The 16,731-nt window shown below is 67.5% G+C and carries 17 protein-coding genes; 10 read left to right on the top strand and 7 right to left on the bottom strand.

Features of this window, described 5'->3' with window-relative positions:
- Positions 1 to 9: 9 nt before the first annotated feature.
- Both AC2JAJ_RS00175 and AC2JAJ_RS00170 read left to right on the top strand, forming a co-directional pair.
- Positions 10 to 930, top strand: coding sequence for an SseB family protein (locus tag AC2JAJ_RS00175; RefSeq protein WP_486414691.1), 921 nt, complete (start codon positions 10 to 12; stop codon positions 928 to 930).
- 55 nt (positions 931 to 985) lie between these two features.
- Complete coding sequence (locus AC2JAJ_RS00170; protein WP_486414692.1) at positions 986 to 2,275, top strand: MFS transporter; 1,290 nt, start codon at positions 986 to 988, stop codon at positions 2,273 to 2,275.
- A 150-nt stretch (positions 2,276 to 2,425) separates the two neighbouring features.
- Here the strand turns inward: AC2JAJ_RS00170 and AC2JAJ_RS00165 are convergent, their stop codons facing one another.
- Positions 2,426 to 2,824, bottom strand: a complete 399-nt coding sequence (locus AC2JAJ_RS00165) for a DUF1844 domain-containing protein (protein WP_221384102.1) — start codon at positions 2,822 to 2,824, stop codon at positions 2,426 to 2,428.
- A gap of 249 nt (positions 2,825 to 3,073) precedes the next feature.
- On the opposite strand from AC2JAJ_RS00165, the gene infC reads away from it, so the two are divergent.
- From infC to AC2JAJ_RS00145, 4 genes are all read left to right on the top strand, one after another.
- Positions 3,074 to 4,228, top strand: coding sequence for a translation initiation factor IF-3 (infC, locus tag AC2JAJ_RS00160; protein ID WP_501053467.1), 1,155 nt, complete (start codon positions 3,074 to 3,076; stop codon positions 4,226 to 4,228).
- A gap of 121 nt (positions 4,229 to 4,349) precedes the next feature.
- The gene (gene rpmI, locus AC2JAJ_RS00155; protein WP_221384100.1) at positions 4,350 to 4,544 is read left to right on the top strand and encodes a 50S ribosomal protein L35; all 195 of its coding nucleotides are present in this window, start codon (positions 4,350 to 4,352) and stop codon (positions 4,542 to 4,544) included.
- A gap of 118 nt (positions 4,545 to 4,662) precedes the next feature.
- Entirely contained in the window at positions 4,663 to 5,052 is a 390-nt protein-coding gene (gene rplT, locus AC2JAJ_RS00150) for a 50S ribosomal protein L20 (protein ID WP_018771574.1), read from the top strand.
- A 71-nt stretch (positions 5,053 to 5,123) separates the two neighbouring features.
- Positions 5,124 to 6,095, top strand: a complete 972-nt coding sequence (locus AC2JAJ_RS00145) for a TrmH family RNA methyltransferase (RefSeq protein ID WP_486414694.1) — start codon at positions 5,124 to 5,126, stop codon at positions 6,093 to 6,095.
- Between the two features lie 206 nt (positions 6,096 to 6,301).
- Here the strand turns inward: AC2JAJ_RS00145 and AC2JAJ_RS00140 are convergent, their stop codons facing one another.
- Positions 6,302 to 6,577 (bottom strand): GlsB/YeaQ/YmgE family stress response membrane protein, encoded by a 276-nt coding sequence (locus AC2JAJ_RS00140; RefSeq protein ID WP_018771572.1) that lies wholly within the window; start codon positions 6,575 to 6,577, stop codon positions 6,302 to 6,304.
- Between the two features lie 194 nt (positions 6,578 to 6,771).
- Between AC2JAJ_RS00140 and AC2JAJ_RS00135 the strand changes: the two genes are divergently transcribed.
- Positions 6,772 to 7,731 carry a cation diffusion facilitator family transporter gene (locus AC2JAJ_RS00135; RefSeq protein WP_221384098.1) on the top strand — a complete coding sequence of 320 codons (960 nt, stop codon included), beginning with the start codon at positions 6,772 to 6,774 and terminating at the stop codon, positions 7,729 to 7,731.
- 51 nt (positions 7,732 to 7,782) lie between these two features.
- On the opposite strand, the gene AC2JAJ_RS00130 is transcribed toward AC2JAJ_RS00135, so the two are convergent.
- Entirely contained in the window at positions 7,783 to 8,991 is a 1,209-nt protein-coding gene (locus AC2JAJ_RS00130; protein WP_501053283.1) for an MFS transporter, read from the bottom strand.
- 154 nt (positions 8,992 to 9,145) lie between these two features.
- Between AC2JAJ_RS00130 and AC2JAJ_RS00125 the strand changes: the two genes are divergently transcribed.
- Entirely contained in the window at positions 9,146 to 9,592 is a 447-nt protein-coding gene (locus AC2JAJ_RS00125) for a (deoxy)nucleoside triphosphate pyrophosphohydrolase (RefSeq protein ID WP_221384096.1), read from the top strand.
- Between the two features lie 10 nt (positions 9,593 to 9,602).
- On the opposite strand, the gene AC2JAJ_RS00120 is transcribed toward AC2JAJ_RS00125, so the two are convergent.
- The 3 genes from AC2JAJ_RS00120 to AC2JAJ_RS00110 are packed head-to-tail and all read right to left on the bottom strand — an operon-like array spanning position 9,603 to position 11,859.
- Complete coding sequence (locus tag AC2JAJ_RS00120) at positions 9,603 to 10,700, bottom strand: Rv2578c family radical SAM protein (protein WP_501053282.1); 1,098 nt, start codon at positions 10,698 to 10,700, stop codon at positions 9,603 to 9,605.
- 59 nt (positions 10,701 to 10,759) lie between these two features.
- Positions 10,760 to 11,407 (bottom strand): SIMPL domain-containing protein, encoded by a 648-nt coding sequence (locus tag AC2JAJ_RS00115; RefSeq protein WP_486414696.1) that lies wholly within the window; start codon positions 11,405 to 11,407, stop codon positions 10,760 to 10,762.
- Entirely contained in the window at positions 11,407 to 11,859 is a 453-nt protein-coding gene (locus AC2JAJ_RS00110; protein WP_486414697.1) for a hypothetical protein, read from the bottom strand. The genes AC2JAJ_RS00115 and AC2JAJ_RS00110 overlap by 1 nt, the downstream gene beginning before the upstream one ends.
- Positions 11,860 to 12,059: 200 nt before the next feature.
- Here AC2JAJ_RS00110 and pheS point away from each other — a divergent pair, with 200 nt between their 5' ends.
- On the top strand, positions 12,060 to 13,121 hold the full coding sequence (pheS, locus tag AC2JAJ_RS00105; protein WP_486414698.1) for a phenylalanine--tRNA ligase subunit alpha: 1,062 nt from the start codon (positions 12,060 to 12,062) through the stop codon (positions 13,119 to 13,121).
- 2 nt (positions 13,122 to 13,123) lie between these two features.
- Positions 13,124 to 15,667 (top strand): phenylalanine--tRNA ligase subunit beta, encoded by a 2,544-nt coding sequence (gene pheT, locus AC2JAJ_RS00100; RefSeq protein ID WP_486414699.1) that lies wholly within the window; start codon positions 13,124 to 13,126, stop codon positions 15,665 to 15,667.
- An 89-nt stretch (positions 15,668 to 15,756) separates the two neighbouring features.
- Here pheT and AC2JAJ_RS00095 read toward each other — a convergent pair whose 3' ends face one another.
- Positions 15,757 to 16,722, bottom strand: coding sequence for a quinone oxidoreductase family protein (locus AC2JAJ_RS00095; protein WP_486414700.1), 966 nt, complete (start codon positions 16,720 to 16,722; stop codon positions 15,757 to 15,759).
- Positions 16,723 to 16,731 lie beyond the last annotated feature (9 nt).

Here is a 16,731-nt window from a genome sequence, read left to right as displayed (position 1 = left end):
CGCCGCGTCATGCCTGCTTCAGAAGGCCAGTCCAGCCCCAGCGACCTGCCCGGCTCCGACAGGGCGGGCACCCCGGCCGCGCGCCAGTTGCCGGGGCACATTGCCGCTGCCCTGGCGGGGGCGGGCGGGAGCGCGGATTCAGCGGGACAGCCCTGGGCCGGGCGCAGCCTGGCCGGGGAAGACGCCCGGATCCACAACTTCGAGGACGACGACGGAACGGCCGATGCCGGCTACCTCGCCGCCGTTGCCGCGCTCCGGAAGGGGGCGGGCGGCGAGGCGGACGTGGTCGCCGCGCTGGCAACTGCAAGGGTCTTCATCCCCATCGTGGCCCAGCTTGCAGAGGAAGCGGAAACCGGACACGGCCTGCACGCCGATAAGCAGGCGGACATGGCGCTGGTCACCCTCCGGGCGGCCGACGGGCGGACTGCCCTTCCCGCCTTCACCTCGGCAGCGGCCCTGGCCGCCTGGCATCCCGAGGCACGGCCGGTGGCGGTGTATGCCGCGCGGGCGGCGCTCTCCGCAGTGGCAGAAGGCGCCGAACTCGTGGTCCTGGACCCGGGAGCGGACCTGACGTTCGTGGTACGCCGGCCCGCCGTCTGGGCGCTGGCCAAGCAGCAGGAGTGGACCCCGTCCTACCTCGACCTGGAGCTGGCCGCCGGGATGGGCCGCGGCGCCCAGGCTTTTCCTGCAGTCCGCAGCATCGAGCTCAAGCCCGGCGGGGGAGTACAGGCCCTCGCGGCCGACGGCTCACTGGTTCCTGGCGGCGGCGCCGGGCCGGAGCTGCAGGTGGTGCTGTACCTCGAGGATGGCCTCGACGCCCCAGCAGTGCAGGCCCTGGTGGCCGGGCTCCAGGGGGAGTGGTCCCGGAATGTATTGTTTGGAGAGCGCGTGGACTCGCTGGAAATCAAGCTGAGGCGCGCTTCCCACTAGCTCCAGACTGCGGGTGATCCCCGGGCGGTCTGCGGCATACCTGGAGGATCGCTTCGTGAATTTCACTCTCTACCGGGAGTTGCTTGCCGTCCGGCCCATCCGGCGTCTGCTGCTGGTGGGCATGGTTGCCCGCATTCCGCATTCCGCGGCCGGGGTGCTGCTCACCCTGCACATCGTCCTCACCCTGGGTGAAGGCTATGCGGCGGCCGGTGCAGCCGCAGCCGTGATGACCATCGGTATTGCCGTGGGCGCTCCCTGGCGCGGGCGCCGTGTTGACACTGCCGGCCTGCGTACTGCGCTGATTCCTTCTGTGGTCTCGGAAACCGTCATATGGTCCGTAGTGCCGCATGTGTCCTACCAGTGGCTGCTTCCCCTTGTTTTCGTTGGCGGCCTGTTGACGCTGCCCATCTTCAGCGTGGTGCGCCAGTCGCTGGGGGTCCTGGCCGACGGCGGGCAGCGCCGCACCGCGTTTGCCCTGGATGCGATCAGTACCGAAGTTGTGTTCATGATCGGGCCTGCCGCCGGCGCTGTGGTGGCCACCAGCGGCTTCACCACCGCCGGCCTGACCGTGGTGGGCGTCTCCACGTCCCTTGCCGGGCTGTTCCTGATGTGGTTCAACCCGCCCACCCGCAGCCGGGAGGAAACGCTGGAGAGCGCGAAGGACCAGCGCCGTGCTGCGGAAGCCGCTGTCGTATCCGCCGCCCCGGCCCACGTGCAGGAAGCTGCCGCCGGGCTGGTGCCTGCCGGAACCGCGGATTCATCCGGCCTGCGGGCGAAGGTGGCCGGCAACTTCGCCTGGTTCACGTCCACGGTGGCCGCCGTGTTCGCCGTGGCAGCCGGCGCCGGGATGGTCCTCAGCGGGACGGACGTGGGCATTGTTGCGGCGCTGGAGACCGGCGGGCACCAGCGCGAAATCGGCGTCGTGTTCCTGTTTTGGTGTGCGGCATCGGTGGCGGGCGGGCTCCTTTATGGGGCCATGCACCGGCCCGTCCCGCCCATCATCCTGCTCCTGGGCATGTCCGCGCTGACGGTGCCCATGGCGTTCGCCCAGGACACGTGGAGCCTCGCCATCGTCTCCCTGCTGCCCGGCATCCTGTGCGCCCCCGTGCTCTCCGCCGCGTCCGAAAAGGTCGCAGACCTGGTGCCTGAGGAACGGCGCGGGGAGGCAATGGGCTGGTACGGTTCGGCCCTGACTGCGGGGGTGGCACTCGGTTCGCCGCTGGCGGGCGTCTTCATCGACGTGATGGGACCGTCCGGCGGGTTTGTCTCCGTGGGTGCTGCCGGGGTGGCACTGTGCCTCGTCGGACTGGTTCTCCAGCAGCGCCGGCGCAGAGCCGCCGCCTGAGCCATTCCCCCGGTCATCGATTGCTCCGCAACTGCCCTTTTGGCCCCGCTAAACGGCAGTTATGTAGCAGTGGATTGTGTTAAAGCGCGACGGCGGGACGACCTCCACAGGCCGTCCCGCCGTTGCGCGTTCACACAGGGGAGTCGTGCGTTAGTTGACGGCCCCGGTGTACTTCTCGCCGGGGCCCTTGCCGGGCGCGTCCGGGATCAGGGACTCCTCACGGAAGGCAAGCTGAAGGGACCGCAGGCCATCACGCAAGGGACCGGCATGCTGGGAGCCGATCTCAGGGGCGGCGGCCGTAACCAGGCCTGCCAGGGCGGTGATCAGCTTCCGGGCCTCGTCAAGGTCCTTCAGTTCGGCCGCGTTCTCCTCTGCGGCCAGGCCAAGCTTGACGGCTGCGGCGCTCATCAGGTGCACGGCAGCCGTGGTGATGACCTCGATGGCGGGAACTTCCGAGATGTCCCGGATCTGCGCGGAGACATCCGGGGCGGCGCCGGCTCCATCCCCGGCGGCCTCGAAAACGTATGAATTACTGTCTGGGGTGCTCATACTGGTAAGCTTGACACAGACCGACTGGATGTCGTTATTTCAGGGATTGTCCCAAAACAATCAGGTTCCCAGCAGCGCTTTGCGGCGTTGACGGGAATCTTTTCTGTAGAATGACATGCAGTTTGCAAGCGGAGTTCTCTCCCACCCGCGTCGGCCGTTGTCCTTGTGGTTCCCCGGAACCCTTCAAGGACGCAAGGTTGCCGGGTACCAGGTTGGGCATTGGCCCGGACGTGTTCCGGAGCCGTGCAGGTGCATCCAGCAGTGGATGCGCCACCATACCTATCGAGGCCTTCGATTGCTCCGGCAATTGGGGGCCTTCTCTATTTGCCGGAAATCAACAACAAACACAGGAGCTTTAACATTAGCGAGCCAAGAATCAATGAGCGTATCCGCGTCCCCGAGGTGCGGCTGGTCGGCCCTGCAGGTGAACAGGTAGGAATCGTCCGTATTGAGGATGCCCTGCGCCTGGCTGCCGAGTCCGACCTGGATCTCGTTGAAGTTGCACCTCAGGCGAAGCCTCCGGTGTGCAAGCTGATGGACTTCGGCAAGTACAAGTACGAGGCCGCGGTCAAGGCGCGCGAAGCCCGGAAGAACCAGACGAACACCGTTCTGAAGGAAATCCGCTTCCGCCTGAAGATCGACACCCACGACTACGAGACCAAGCGCGGCCATGCCCTGCGCTTCCTCGGAGCCGGGGACAAGGTCAAGGCCATGATCCAGTTCCGTGGCCGCGAACAGCAGCGTCCGGAAATGGGCATCCGCCTGCTCCAGCGCTTCGCGGACGACGTCGCCGAAGTCGGCGTGGTGGAGTCCAGCCCCCGCATCGACGGCCGCAACATGGTCATGGTGGTTGGTCCGCTGAAGAACAAGGCTGAGGCCAAGGCAGAAGCACGCAGGGCCACCCAGCGCGCGGAAGCCAAGGCACAGAACGAAGCCAAGGCTGCGGGACGCGTTGACACGTCCGGTCAGGACCAGGCCCCCATGACGCAGTCACTGGCGGACCTCCTGCCCGAGGGTTTCACCGTTTCGACCGACCCGGAGGCAGCTCCCGCTGAAGCGCCTGCCGCCGAAGCACAGGCCGCCGAGGCTCCCAAGCAGGAAGCTCCCAAGCAGGAAGCCCCCAAGGCTGCCGCGCCGAAGCAGGAAGCTCCCAAGCAGGAAGCCCCCAAGGCTGCCGCGTCGAAGCAGGAAGCTCCCAAGCAGGAAGCCCCCAAGGTTGCCGCGCCGGCTGCCAAGCCTGCAGCAGCGCCGAAGTCGGAAGCCGCGGCGCCTGCTGCGTCGGCACCGAAGCCGGCCGCCGTGCCTGCTCCGCCGAAGCCGGTAGCGCGGCCCGCCGCGCCCAAGCCGGCTGCCCGGCCTGCCCCCAAGGCAGTGCCGAAGCCGGCCGGCAAGAAGACCAACTAGTTCATAGCTGCCGGAGGTTCTTTTCTCCGGCAGTCGGAAACCAGCATGCTGCCCGCAGGGGCGGCTGCGCGATAGAACTGCCAGCCCACGGGCCCGCAGAAACGTAAGGAGATCGGTTCCCATGCCGAAGATGAAGACCCACAGTGGTGCTAAGAAGCGCTTCAAGCTGACCGGCAGTGGAAAGCTGCGCCGCCAGCAGGCCAACCGCCGCCACTACCTGGAGCACAAGTCCACCCGCCTGACCCGCCGCCTCGCCGGCGACAAGATCGTCTTCAAGGGCGACGCCAAGGTCATCCGGAAGATGCTCGGCATCTAATTTCCAAGTTCTTTGACTGGCCGCCAGCCGGCGGTCCGTCACCTGCCAAACAGCCTTCTCAGGCCGCCGGAATACCGGCAGTAGATGCTTGGGATCAGATTTTCGAAGGAGTACGCACGTGGCACGTGTGAAGAGGGCGGTCAACGCCCACAAGAAGCGCCGGGTTGTTCTTGAACGCGCAAAGGGTTACCGCGGACAGCGTTCGCGCCTGTACCGCAAGGCCAAAGAGCAGCTGCTGCACTCGTTTGTGTACAGCTACGGTGACCGCAAGAAGAAGAAGGGCGACTTCCGCCGCCTCTGGATCCAGCGCATCAACGCTGCTTCCCGCGCCAACGGCCTCACCTACAACCGCCTGATCCAGGGCCTGAAGGCTGCTGAGGTTGAGGTTGACCGCCGTATGCTGGCCGAGCTGGCTGTCTCTGACGCCAACGCCTTCGCCGCGCTGGTCCAGGTTGCCAAGGATTCCCTCCCGGCCGACACCTCCGCCAAGAAGGCCGCCGCAGCCTAGCAGCAGCCAGCAGCCCTGCCGCGAAGGGCTCCGTTCAGGAACAGGTGGCAGCAGCTACTACAGTTCTTCATATGAACGAAACCGGGCGCCCGCAAGATTTACCGCTGTCCAACCCCCGAGCCGATCGGGTCAGGGACGTGGCAAAGCTTGCCGGGCGCCCGGCGCGTTTAAAACGCGGCCAGTTCCTTGCCGAAGGTCCGCAGGCGGTCCGTGAGGCGCTGAAACTGCACCAGCAGCGCCTTGCCGCAGGAGCTCCCGGCGTGGTCACCGAGGTCTACGCCAGCGAGGGCTGCCTCGATCGGTTCCCTGAGTTCGAGCAGCTTGCCGAGGGCACGAATGCCCGCGTGGCCACCGACGAGGTCCTGGCGGCCATGGCCGATACGGTCAACCCGCAGGGGATCGTCGCCGTCTGCCGTTTCGTCGACGTCACCCTGGAGGACGTGCTCGATGCCGGGCCGCGCCTGATTGCCGTGCTCTGCCAGGTCAGGGACCCCGGCAACGCCGGAACAGTGTTGCGCGCGGCCGATTCCGCCGGTGCCGACGCCGTAGTCTTCACCACCTCCAGCGTGGATATTTACAACCCGAAGGCCGTACGCTCCACCGCTGGCTCGCTGTTTCACCTGCCCGTGGTCCTGGCGGCAGATCCGGCCGAACTTGCCGCGGCGTGCAGCGCCCGTGGCATCGGTATCCTCGCAGCCGACGGTTACGGGCAACTGGACCTGGACGTACTGCAGGACGAGAATGCCCGGCGCAGGCTCACCGGCACGGGGCCGGAATCGGCCTACGACCTTGGCGCACCCACTGCCTGGTTTTTCGGCAACGAGGCGCAGGGCCTCTCGGACGAGGAACTGCGGCTGGCTGACCACCGGGTGGCCGTCCCCGTCTACGGTGCCGCGGAAAGCCTGAACCTGGGCACCGCAGCGACAGTATGCCTCTACGCCAGCGCCCGTTCCCAGCGTCGTGCTGAGGCCACGGCGGGACAGGGGAGTGCGGGCCAGGGCAATTCCGGGCAGAGTAATTCCGGCCAGGGCAATTTCGCATAGTGCAGGGCAATTCCAGACAGCGCAGCGCAGGAGAGGAGGCCGCGGCGTCGGACGTGCCGGGCGCCACGGCACACCGAGCGCCACGGCACACCGGGCACAGGGGAAGCGGGGGAACACGGGGGTACACGGGGCAGGCCGGGCACCCCAGGGCACAAAGAAAGGCCCCGGAAACTCCGGGGCCCGTTGGTTATTGGATGACAGAGCGGTCAGGGTGCGCGGGTAGCCTTTCCACGCCCGGTAACGGCTCCGTAGATGCCGGCAACAAGAAGGCCGCCGACGATAGCGAGAATCCAGGTGCCGAGGTCGAAGAAGGCAAGATCGCCCTTGTTGAACAGGAGGCTGCCAATCCAGCCGCCAACAATGGCGCCTACAACACCGAGGATGAGGCTGGTGACCCAGCCGCCGCCGACCCGTCCGGGCATGACGGCCTTAACGATGGCCCCAACGATCAGGCCCAAAATGATCCAAGCAAGAAAACCCATGTCTCCTCCTTATAATGACCGGGATTAACAGTCCCGATGAGGCTCAAGCTAACATAAGCGCCCCCCGAAAGTCAGTAGGCCCCCGGCGGGCGCTGCATGGCCGCAGCCGCTGCGGGTACGGTAATCAGTGGGCGGGCAGGCAGGGATCCCGCAGTTTCCGACTGTTCCACAACCGGTGAAGAGGTGAGTCCCAGGTGGCTGCAAGTGGCGGTACCAAAGCGATTGTTGCGGCCCTGGCCGCGAACCTGACCATTGCGGTCCTGAAGTTCCTGGCGTACTTACTGACGCTGTCCTCATCGATGCTGGCTGAGGCCATCCACAGCCTTGCCGACTCCGGCAACCAACTGCTGCTCCTGCTCGGCGGGAAGAAGTCCCAGCGGGCCGCGAGCCCGGAGCACCCTTTCGGCTACGGCCGCGAACGCTACATCTATGCCTTCATCGTGTCCATCGTGCTCTTCAGCGTCGGTGGCCTCTTTGCCCTCTTCGAAGCGTGGCAGAAGCTCCAGCACCCGCACGGCATCGAGGGCGGGTTCTGGTGGGTTCCGCTGGCCGTGCTGGCGGGAGCCATCATCGCGGAGTCCTTCTCGTTGCGGACGGCAATCATTGAATCCAACCACACCCGCGGCAGGCAGTCGTGGGTCAAGTTCGTGCGCAGCGCCAAGCAGCCCGAACTGCCGGTGATCCTGCTTGAGGACTTCGGTGCCCTTCTTGGCCTCGTGTTTGCACTGATCGGCGTAAGCCTCACCCTGGTTACGGGCAACGGTGTTTGGGATGCCGCCGGCACCGCCATGATCGGCCTCCTGCTGGTGGCAATCGCCGTGGTGCTGGCACTGGAAACCAAGTCGCTGCTCCTGGGCGAGTCCGCCACGCGGGAAGACGTGCAGCGGATCAGGACGGCCATCGAGTCCGACGGCGGCCGGATCATCCACTTGAAGACCCTGCACCTGGGCCCGGAGGAACTGCTCGTTGCGGCGAAGATCGCGGTCAGCAGGACTGCCACCGGCGAAGAGATCGCCCAGGCCATCGACGGCACCGAGGAGCGGATCCGCGCCGCCGTCCCCATCGCCCGCGTCATCTACCTGGAGCCCGACCTCCACCGTGCGGCGGCAGGCGGCGCGGGCCAGGAACCCGCCGTCGCTGCTCCCCGTCCTTAAGGGACGGACAGCCACGGGGCCGCCGGAAGCCGGTCGCCTAGGGGAGCCTGCTCAGGCAGCCGGCGGCCTTTTGCGTTCCAGCAGGCCACTGGCAAGCGCGACGCCGAAGCCGAGGACGGCCAGGACGGCACCGACCAGGGCAGGGGCAACAAATCCCCAGCCCAGGGAGATAACGAGGCCGCCGAGGAACGCGCCCAGGGCATTGGCGACGTTCAGGGCGGCATGGTTCAGCGACGACGCGAGCGACGGCGCATCCGGGGAGGCGTCCAGGAGCCGGGTCTGCAGCGCCGGAATCAGCATTGAACCGGCGGCTCCAACAACAAACACCATCACGAAGGCGCTCCACGCCCAGTGCGCTGCAACGGCATAGACCACCAGTGCGACGGCAATGGCGGGCAGGACCCGGTACAGGGTGCCCATGACAGACTTGTCCGCGAGCCGGCCGCCCACGATGTTGCCGGCCACCATGCCCAGCCCGTAGAGCGCCACGACCAACGGAATCAATGCCGAAGGGATGCCGGCTACCGCGGTCATGGTGTGCGCGATGTAGGTGTAGGTGGCGAAGAAACCGCCGAAGCCCACAATGCCGACCAGCAGGGCCAGCCAGACCTGGAGGCGCTTGAGTGCCCCGAGCTCGCGGCGGATGCTCGCGTCCGGATGGGCCTGGCGGAACGGCACAAACCGCCATACCAGCAGGAAGGCCAGCACGCCGATGGCCCCCACGAGGACAAACAGGAAGCGCCAGCCATAGGTTTGGCCCAGCCAGGTTGCGAACGGGACGCCTACTACATTGGAGACGCTCAAGCCCGCCATCACCATGGAGATGGCCCAGCCCCGCCGCGTGGCCGGCACCAGGGACGCCGCGATCACCGCGGCTACACCGAAGAACGCCCCATGCGGCAGGCCGGCGGCGAAGCGCGACACCAGCATCGTCCCGTAATCGGGGGCTGCGAACGAGCTGAGGTTGGCAAGGGTGAAGAACAGCAGGAGCCCCAGCGCGAGCCGCTTTCGGGGCAGTTTCGCACCGACGGCGGCCAGCACGGGAGCGCCGACCACCACGCCCAGGGCATAGGCGGAAATCAGGTGCCCGGCCTCGGGGGTGCTGATGGCCAGGCCCTGCTCCACCTCCTTCAGCAGTCCCATCATGGTGAACTCGGTGACGCCGATGCCCACGCCACCCATGGCCAGGGCAAAAATAGCCATGCCGATGCCGGGTGATTTGGTGGACGCTGCCGTGGACGATTGAAGAACGCTGCTCATATGCCTGCTTTTCGACTGCTGGAACTGAAAACGGGGCGGCTGCCACGGCAGTGGGGCAGAAGGTCCGACGCGTCCGCTGACCCTGCGGGCGAGGACGTTCCCACGGAGGGGAGGGGGTTCCGGGACATTCCATTGTCGCCCATAGAATGGGGCGGTGACTGGACTGATACAGGTGGTGGGCGGAGCCGTTGTGGACAGCCTGGCGGATCCGGCAGCACTGCTGGTGGCCAGGCGGAGCGCGCCGGAGCACTTGGCGGGGCTGTGGGAGTTCCCTGGCGGGAAGGTGGAGCCCGGCGAGGAGCCCGAGGCTGCGCTGGTCCGCGAGCTTGCGGAGGAGCTGGGAATTGGAGTCCGGCTCGGCCCGGAGCTGCCTTCCGGAACGGACAACGGCTGGCCCCTGAATGACAGGGCCAGCATGCGCGTCTGGTTTGCCGGGATCACCGGGGGCGAGCCGCTGCCCCTTGAGGACCACGATGAACTCCGCTGGGTGGACCTGCGGGACAGCACTGCCGTCCTGGGCCTGCCCTGGATCCCCGCCGACTATCCGATTGTCCAGGCGCTGCTGGAATCGGTGGCGGCCCCGCTCCGCCAGCCCCGGTGAACCGGATCAGCTAGAACAGGGAGTCCTGCACCGGCGGCACGGACGCCGGGAAAGCTGCGCCGGCGCCACTTCCTGCGGGAATGACGCCGGCAGGGTACTCCGCCTCCTCGGCCCGGGGATCGTCCAGGTTCCGGTGGCTGAACCCGGCAGAATGGGCAAAACCATGGCGCGCCTTGAAGTAGCGGACCTTGCCGGCCAGCCACGTGCGGTACTCCTTGGAGGCGTAGGAGCCGGTCCCGTAGAGGCGCCGGTAGCGGCCCGCGAGTTCCGGGTGGTGTGCTGCGATCCACTTCATGAACCACTCACGCGTACCGGGCTTCAGGTAGAGGGCGCCTGCGCTGACCCCGGTTGCACCGGCTGCCGCCAGCGAGCCGAAGAGGGCATCCAGGGCTTCGTCGCTGTCGGAAAGCCACGGCAGGATGGGCATCGCCATGACGCCGCAGGGAAGGCCCGCCTCACGCAGCCGCGAGACGAGCTTGAGCCGCGCGCGCGGCCCCGGGGTGCCGGGCTCGATGGCTTCGGAGAGGGCTTCGTCCGTCATTGCCAGGGAGATTCCCAGGCCCACGGGAACCTGGGTGGCAGCACTCTTGAGCAGCGGGATGTCCCGCGCGAGCAGGGTTCCCTTGGTCAGGATGGACAGGGGAGTTCCGGAGTCGGCCAGGGCGGAGATGATTCCCGGCATCAGCCGGTACCTTCCCTCGGCCCGCTGGTAGGGGTCGGTGTTGGTGCCAAGCGCCACCTGCTGCCGCGTCCAGGACGGCTTGGCCAGTTCCTTCCGGAGCACCTCCCCGGCGTTGACCTTGACCACCACCTGGCTGTCAAAGTCCAGTCCGGCGTCGAAATCGAGGTAGGTGTGCGTCTTGCGGGCGAAGCAGTAGACACAGGCGTGGCTGCAGCCGCGGTAGGGATTGACGGTCCACTCGAACGGCATCCGTGATCCTGCGGGCACCTTGTTGAGCACTGACTTGGCGGTGACCTCATGGAAGGTGATGCCGGCAAACTCCGGGGTGGTGACGGAGCGGAGCAGCCCTGACAGCGGAAGCAGCGCCGCAGCAGGACCCTCCGCCGTGCCGGGATCCTGGACCAGGGCTTGTGCTTCCCATCTCATGGGTTCCATTCGAAAACATGTTCGAATGGAAGTCAAGGCCGGCGCGCGCCTCGGGCCCGCTAGTACCGCAGTTCCCAAACGACCGTGACTGCAGCGTCCACCCGGTTTTCGCCAGGCTCCACAGGCAGGCTTTCCACTGCTGCTGCCCGCTGCATCCCGCCGAGGGGAACCGGTCCCGGCGCGGGCCGCTGCTCCGCCACCGACAGCACCCGGCCCAGGGTGGCCGAGGCCAGGGCGGCAAACTGTTCGGCCATGCGGAGCGCGTCCTGCCAGGCGGACTCCCGGGCCCGCGCCCGTACGGATGAGTCGTCGGAAACCACCAGCTGCAGGCTGTTCAACCGGGCCGCATCACCGGCAGCGCCCACGGCTTCGGAGATGAGGCCGGGCGCCTGGGCGATGTTGCGCAGCCTGACCGAGAGGGTGCTCGCGGCGACGTAACCCACCACCTGCTGGCCCTCGCCGTCGCGCCAGGCGAGGTCGGCGCGGACGGTGAGGTTGGCGGTGCGGATATCAGCCCCGACCACGCCCCGGCTGCGGAGGGCGGAGGTGAGGGCCTGCATGCTGGTTCCAGCGGCAGAGTAAGCTTCCTCCGCCGACCCGGCGCGGCATTCGACGCCCATCGCCGCCAACATCACATCGGGCGGCGCCTCGGCCCATCCCGTCCCGGTGACGGTGACTGTGCCCTGGTTCCCGGGGACGCTCTCCATCAGGACTTTCTTCCTGCATGGACCGGGTAGCCACCCGCCGCCAGGCCTGCCCGGCGTTCGAAGACATTTGCCGTCCCGGGATTTCCGGCGCGGAGGACAGACCACCCGGCGGCGAGCAGGTACAGCGGGATGAAGGGCAGGCCCAGGCACCATGCGTACTGGCTGCAGTGCTTCTCCTCGTGGCCCAGGAGCGCGGGACGGGACAAGAGGTCGTCGGCGGCCCCGCGGCAGAGCACCACATTGCCCAGGGTGTAGGCATGGGCGTAGGGCAGGCGCCAGCGGTAACCGGAGGCGATCACCAGCCCGTGCGGGCCGCGGGTGATGCGCGCCCCAGCGGCGAGGGCGACGGCGAGTCCGGCCAGGGTGCTTCCGTTCAGCAGGTTCGCTGCCTGCCTGAGCCGCCGGGCCGCCGTCGGGGACGCCTGGGAGTCCGGGCGCTGCCGCAAAGTCATGAGGCCATGGTAGCCGGAGGCTTCAACTAGACTGGAGGGCAGTGGCCGCCGGTCCTGCCGGCGAGCCCTGACCTGGTCATTGAATGCACTGACGTTCAGGGCATTCATCCATGACCTGCCAGCGACGGACGCGCCGGGCGGGAAACCGCGCACGGCTGCCCCGCCCGCCGGCAGCCACGACTCGTAGCTAAGAACAGTAGATGACTGAAACTTTGCCGGGCGCCGCCATCCCGAACCCCACGGATGAGGCAGCCATCAACGCCGCTGTAGACCAGGCCATCACCGCCATCGACGGTGCGGCCACCCTTGACGAGCTGAAGGCGGTGAGGCTGGCGCACACCGGTGAAAAGTCGCCGCTCAGCCTTGCCAACCGCGAGATCGGCCGGTTGCCCAAGGACCAGAAAGCGCTCGCAGGTAAGCTGATGGGCGCCTCCCGCGGCCGGGTCAACAAGGCGCTCGCCGAACGGAATGCCATCCTGGAGGCGGAAAACGACGCGCGGATCCTCCTTGAGGAAACCGTGGACGTCACCGCGGCACCCCGACGCCGCCGGGCGGGCGCCCGGCACCCGTTGTCCACCCTGCAGGACCGCGTGGCGGACATCTTCGTGGGCATGGGCTGGGAGATCGCCGAAGGCCCTGAGGTCGAATCCGAGTGGTTCAACTTCGACGCGCTGAACTTCAAACCGGACCACCCGGCCCGCGAAATGCAGGACACCTTCTTCGTGGAGCCCCCCGAAGCCCACCTGCTCATGCGCACGCATACCTCCCCGGTGCAGGTCCGCTCCATGCTGGAGCGCGAAGTTCCGATCTATGTGCTGTGCCCCGGCAAGGTCTTCCGCACCGATGAACTGGACGCCACGCACACGCCGGTGTTCCACCAGTTCGAAGGCCTCGCCATCGACAGGAATCTGTCCATGGCGGACCTCCGCGGCACCCTGGAACACTTCGCCCGCCAGATGTTCGGCGAGGAAGCCCAGATCCGGCTCCGCCCCAACTACTTCCCGTTCACGGAGCCTTCCGCCGAACTGGACATCTTCCACCCCGGCGCCAAGGGCGGCCCGGCCTGGATTGAATGGGGCGGCTGCGGCATGGTCAATCCCAACGTCCTGCGGGCCGCGGGCATCGACCCCGACGTCTATTCAGGCTTTGCCTTCGGCATGGGCATCGAGCGCACCCTCATGTTCCGCAACGAGGTGGGGGACATGCGCGACATGATCGAAGGCGATGTACGGTTCAGCGAGCACTTCGGGATGGAGATCTAACAGTGCGTATCCCACTTTCCTGGCTGCGTGAATTCGCGGCAGTACCGGCCGAAGCAACGGCCGAAGATGTCATGGCCGAGCTGGTCAAGGTCGGTTTCGAAGAGGAAGCGGTCCACCGCCCTACGGACACCCTGCGGGGCCCGATCGTGGTGGGCCAGGTCCTCAGCCTGGTCAAGGAACCGCAGGCCAACGGCAAAACCATCAACTGGTGCCAGGTGCGTGTTGTCCCCGAAGGCCAGGAGCAGAAGCTCACCGGCAAGGGCATCGACCCCTCGGGCGTCCAGGGCATCATCTGCGGCGCCCACAACTTCGTGGAGGGCGACAAGGTAGTGGTCACCCTGCCCGGCGCCGTCCTTCCCGGCGACTTCCACATCTCCGCCCGCAAGACCTACGGTCACCTTTCGGCCGGTATGATCGCCTCCGTCCGCGAACTGGGCATCGGCGAGGACCACGACGGCATCCTGGTGCTGTCCCGCATCGGCCTGGACCCCGAAGTGGGCACCGACGCCATGGAACTGCTGGGCCTCTACGATGAAGCCGCCGAAATCAACGTCACCCCGGACCGCGGCTACGCCTTCTCCATCCGCGGGGTGGCCCGTGAATACGCGCACGCCACGGGTACCGCCTTCACGGACCCGGCCAGCAAGGTCCAGGCCCCGGCGGAGCTTTCCGGCGGCTACGGGGTCAAGCTCAACGACGACGCGCCCATCTACGGCAAGCCCGGCTGCGACCGCTTCGTTGCCCGCACCGTCCGCGGCGTGGACGCCACGAAGCCGACGCCGCCATGGATGGTCTCCCGGCTCCGGCTGGCAGGCATCCGTTCCATCTCCCTTCCGGTGGACATCTCCAACTACGTCATGCTCGAACTGGGCCAGCCCACGCACTGCTACGACCTGGACACGCTCTCCGGCGACATCGTGGTGCGCCGCGCCGCGGCAGGGGAAAAGATCACCACGCTGGACGGCAAGGAACGCACCCTTGACGCCGAGGACCTGCTCATCACCGACGACTCCGGCGCCATCGGCATCGCAGGCGTGATGGGCGGCGCCGCAACCGAGGTGGGCGATTCGACGTCGAACATCCTGGTGGAAGCGGCGCACTTCGACGAGGTCTCCATCGGCCGTTCCCGCCGCCGGCACAAGCTGCCCTCCGAAGCGTCCAAGCGCTTCGAGCGCGGCGTGGACTGGCAGGTGGCGGGCGTTGCCGCGCAGCGCGTGGTGGACCTCCTGGTGGAGCTGGCCGGTGGCACGGCGGATGACGCGGGGACCGATGTGGGCACCGCTCCGGAAACCATCACCATAGAACTGCCCGCCGGCTTCGCCGCCGCCCGCATCGGAATCGACTTCACCGAAGAGCAGATTGTCACCTCGCTTGAGGACCTGGGTGCCGTTGTGGTGAAGCACGACGGCGGCTGGACCGTTACGCCGCCGAGCTGGCGCAACGACCTGGAAACCAAGGAAGACCTCACCGAGGAAATCGCCCGGCTGGTGGGCTACGACAAGATTCCGGCCACGCTGCCGGTGGCGCCTCCGGGCCGCGGCCTCACCCGCATCCAGCAGCAGCGCCGGCGCCTGATCCAGGCCCTGGCCGATGCCGGACTCACCGAGGTGCTGTCCTACCCGTTCGTGTCCAAAGCAGCCAACGACACCTTTGGCGTGGCTGAACAGGGTGCAGAGCGCAGCGCGGTCAAGCTCGCCAACCCGATCAGCGAGGAGCACGGCTACCTGCGCACCTCCATCCTGCCGGGGCTGATCGAGGTGGCCAAGCGGAACCACTCCCGTGGCTTCCGCGACCTGGCGCTGTTCGAATCGGGCCTGGTGTTCCTGCCCGGCGAAAACATGGGCACTCCATCCATCCCGCCGCTGGGTGCCAAGCCCGCCGACGAGGTGCTGGACGCACTGTTCGACGGCGTCCCCGCCCAGCCGTTCCACGTCGCCGCCATCCTCACCGGCCACGATTCCCCGGCCGCCGCTGGCCACACGCCCCGTGCCTGGGACTGGGCTGACGCGCTCGATGTCGCCCGGCTCACCGGCGACATCCTCGGCGTCGACCTCGTTGCCAGCCAGGGCAGCCACCAGGCGTTCCACCCCGGCCGGACGGCGCAGCTGGCGCTGCGCACCGGGGAAGTGGTGGGCTACGCAGGGGAACTGCACCCCAAGCTGCTCGCCGCTTCGGACATGCCGGCCCGCACCGTCGCCCTTGAAATCGACGCTGACGCCCTGTTCGAGGCTGCGCCGGACGTGATCGTGGCCCGCCATATTTCCACGTTCCCCGTGGCCACCCAGGACGTGGCCCTGGTGGTCCCGGCCGAGGTCCCGGCCGACGACGTGCGCGCCGCGCTGCGCGAAGGCGCCGGCGAACTGCTCGAGGACGTCGCGCTGTTCGACGTCTATGCGGGCAAGGGTATCGAGGAGGGCAAGAAGTCGCTGGCCTTCGGGCTTCGCTTCCGGGCCGCGGACCGCACCCTGACGGCGGACGAAGCTTCGGCAGCGCGCGAAAGCGCCGTTGCCCTGGCCGCGGAACGGTTCGGCGCCGTCCAGCGCTAAGCAACGCGTCCCCCGGCACAACAAGGAGTCCCCGCAACCGTCATGGTTGCGGGGACTTCGGTCTTTCAAGCCGCTTCAGGCTAAGCCCGTCAGGGGACCAGGATGACCTTGCCGGTGGTCTTGCGGCCTTCGAGGTCGCGGTGCGCCTGCGCTGCCTGGCTCAAGGGGTAGCGGGCACCGATCCGGACGTTGAGGCTGCCATTGGCGGCGGCAGCAAAGACCTCGTCCGAGCGCCAGCGCCGCTCAACCGCGTTCCGCAGGTAGTGGCCCATGGTGGGGCGGGTGAGGAACACCGAACCCGCGGCATTGAGCCGCTGAGGGTCGAAGGGCGGTACCGGGCCTGAGGCGGCTCCGAAAAGGACCAGCATTCCCCGGACGCCGAGGGCGCTGAGGGAACCGTCGAAGGTGTTGCGGCCTACGCCGTCGTACACCACGTCCACGCCCTTGCCGCTGGTGAGTTCGCGCACGTGATGCGGAAAACCCTCGTAGCGCAGCACGTGGTCCGCGCCGGCTCCGAGGGCGAGGGCTTCCTTCTCATCGTTGGACACCGTGGTGACCACCCGGGCACCCTTGGCCTTGAGGAGCTGGATGAGCAGCAGCCCGACTCCGCCCGCCCCGGCGTGCAGCAGCACGGTGTGCCCCGGCTCCACCTTGAAGGTTGAGTTGATCAGGTAGTGCGCAGTGATGCCCTGCAGGGGAAGGGCCGCGGCGGTGAAGACGTCCAGGCCCTTCGGCACGGGGAGCGCGGCCTCCTCGTCCACCAGCGCATAGTCGGCGTAGCAGTTGACACCCTCCGCCGTAGCCAGGCGGTCGCCTACGGAAAAGCCTGTCACGCCCTCACCCACGGCCTCCACCGTGCCAGCGGCCTCCGACCCGGGGATGAATGGATAGGGCACTTTATAGGTGCCGCTGCGCTTGTACGTATCGATGAAGTTCACCCCGGCCGCCCCGACCCTGAACAGCAGCTGGCCCGGGCCCGGAACCGGCTGCTCAACCTCGGTGTACTCCAGGACTTCCGGTCCACCTGCCTGCCGTGCGACGATTGCGTGCGTCATTGCTCTCCT

The organism is Arthrobacter sp. MOO21 (assembly GCF_057369995.2).
This window is presented reverse-complemented; position numbering and strand designations above follow the sequence as displayed.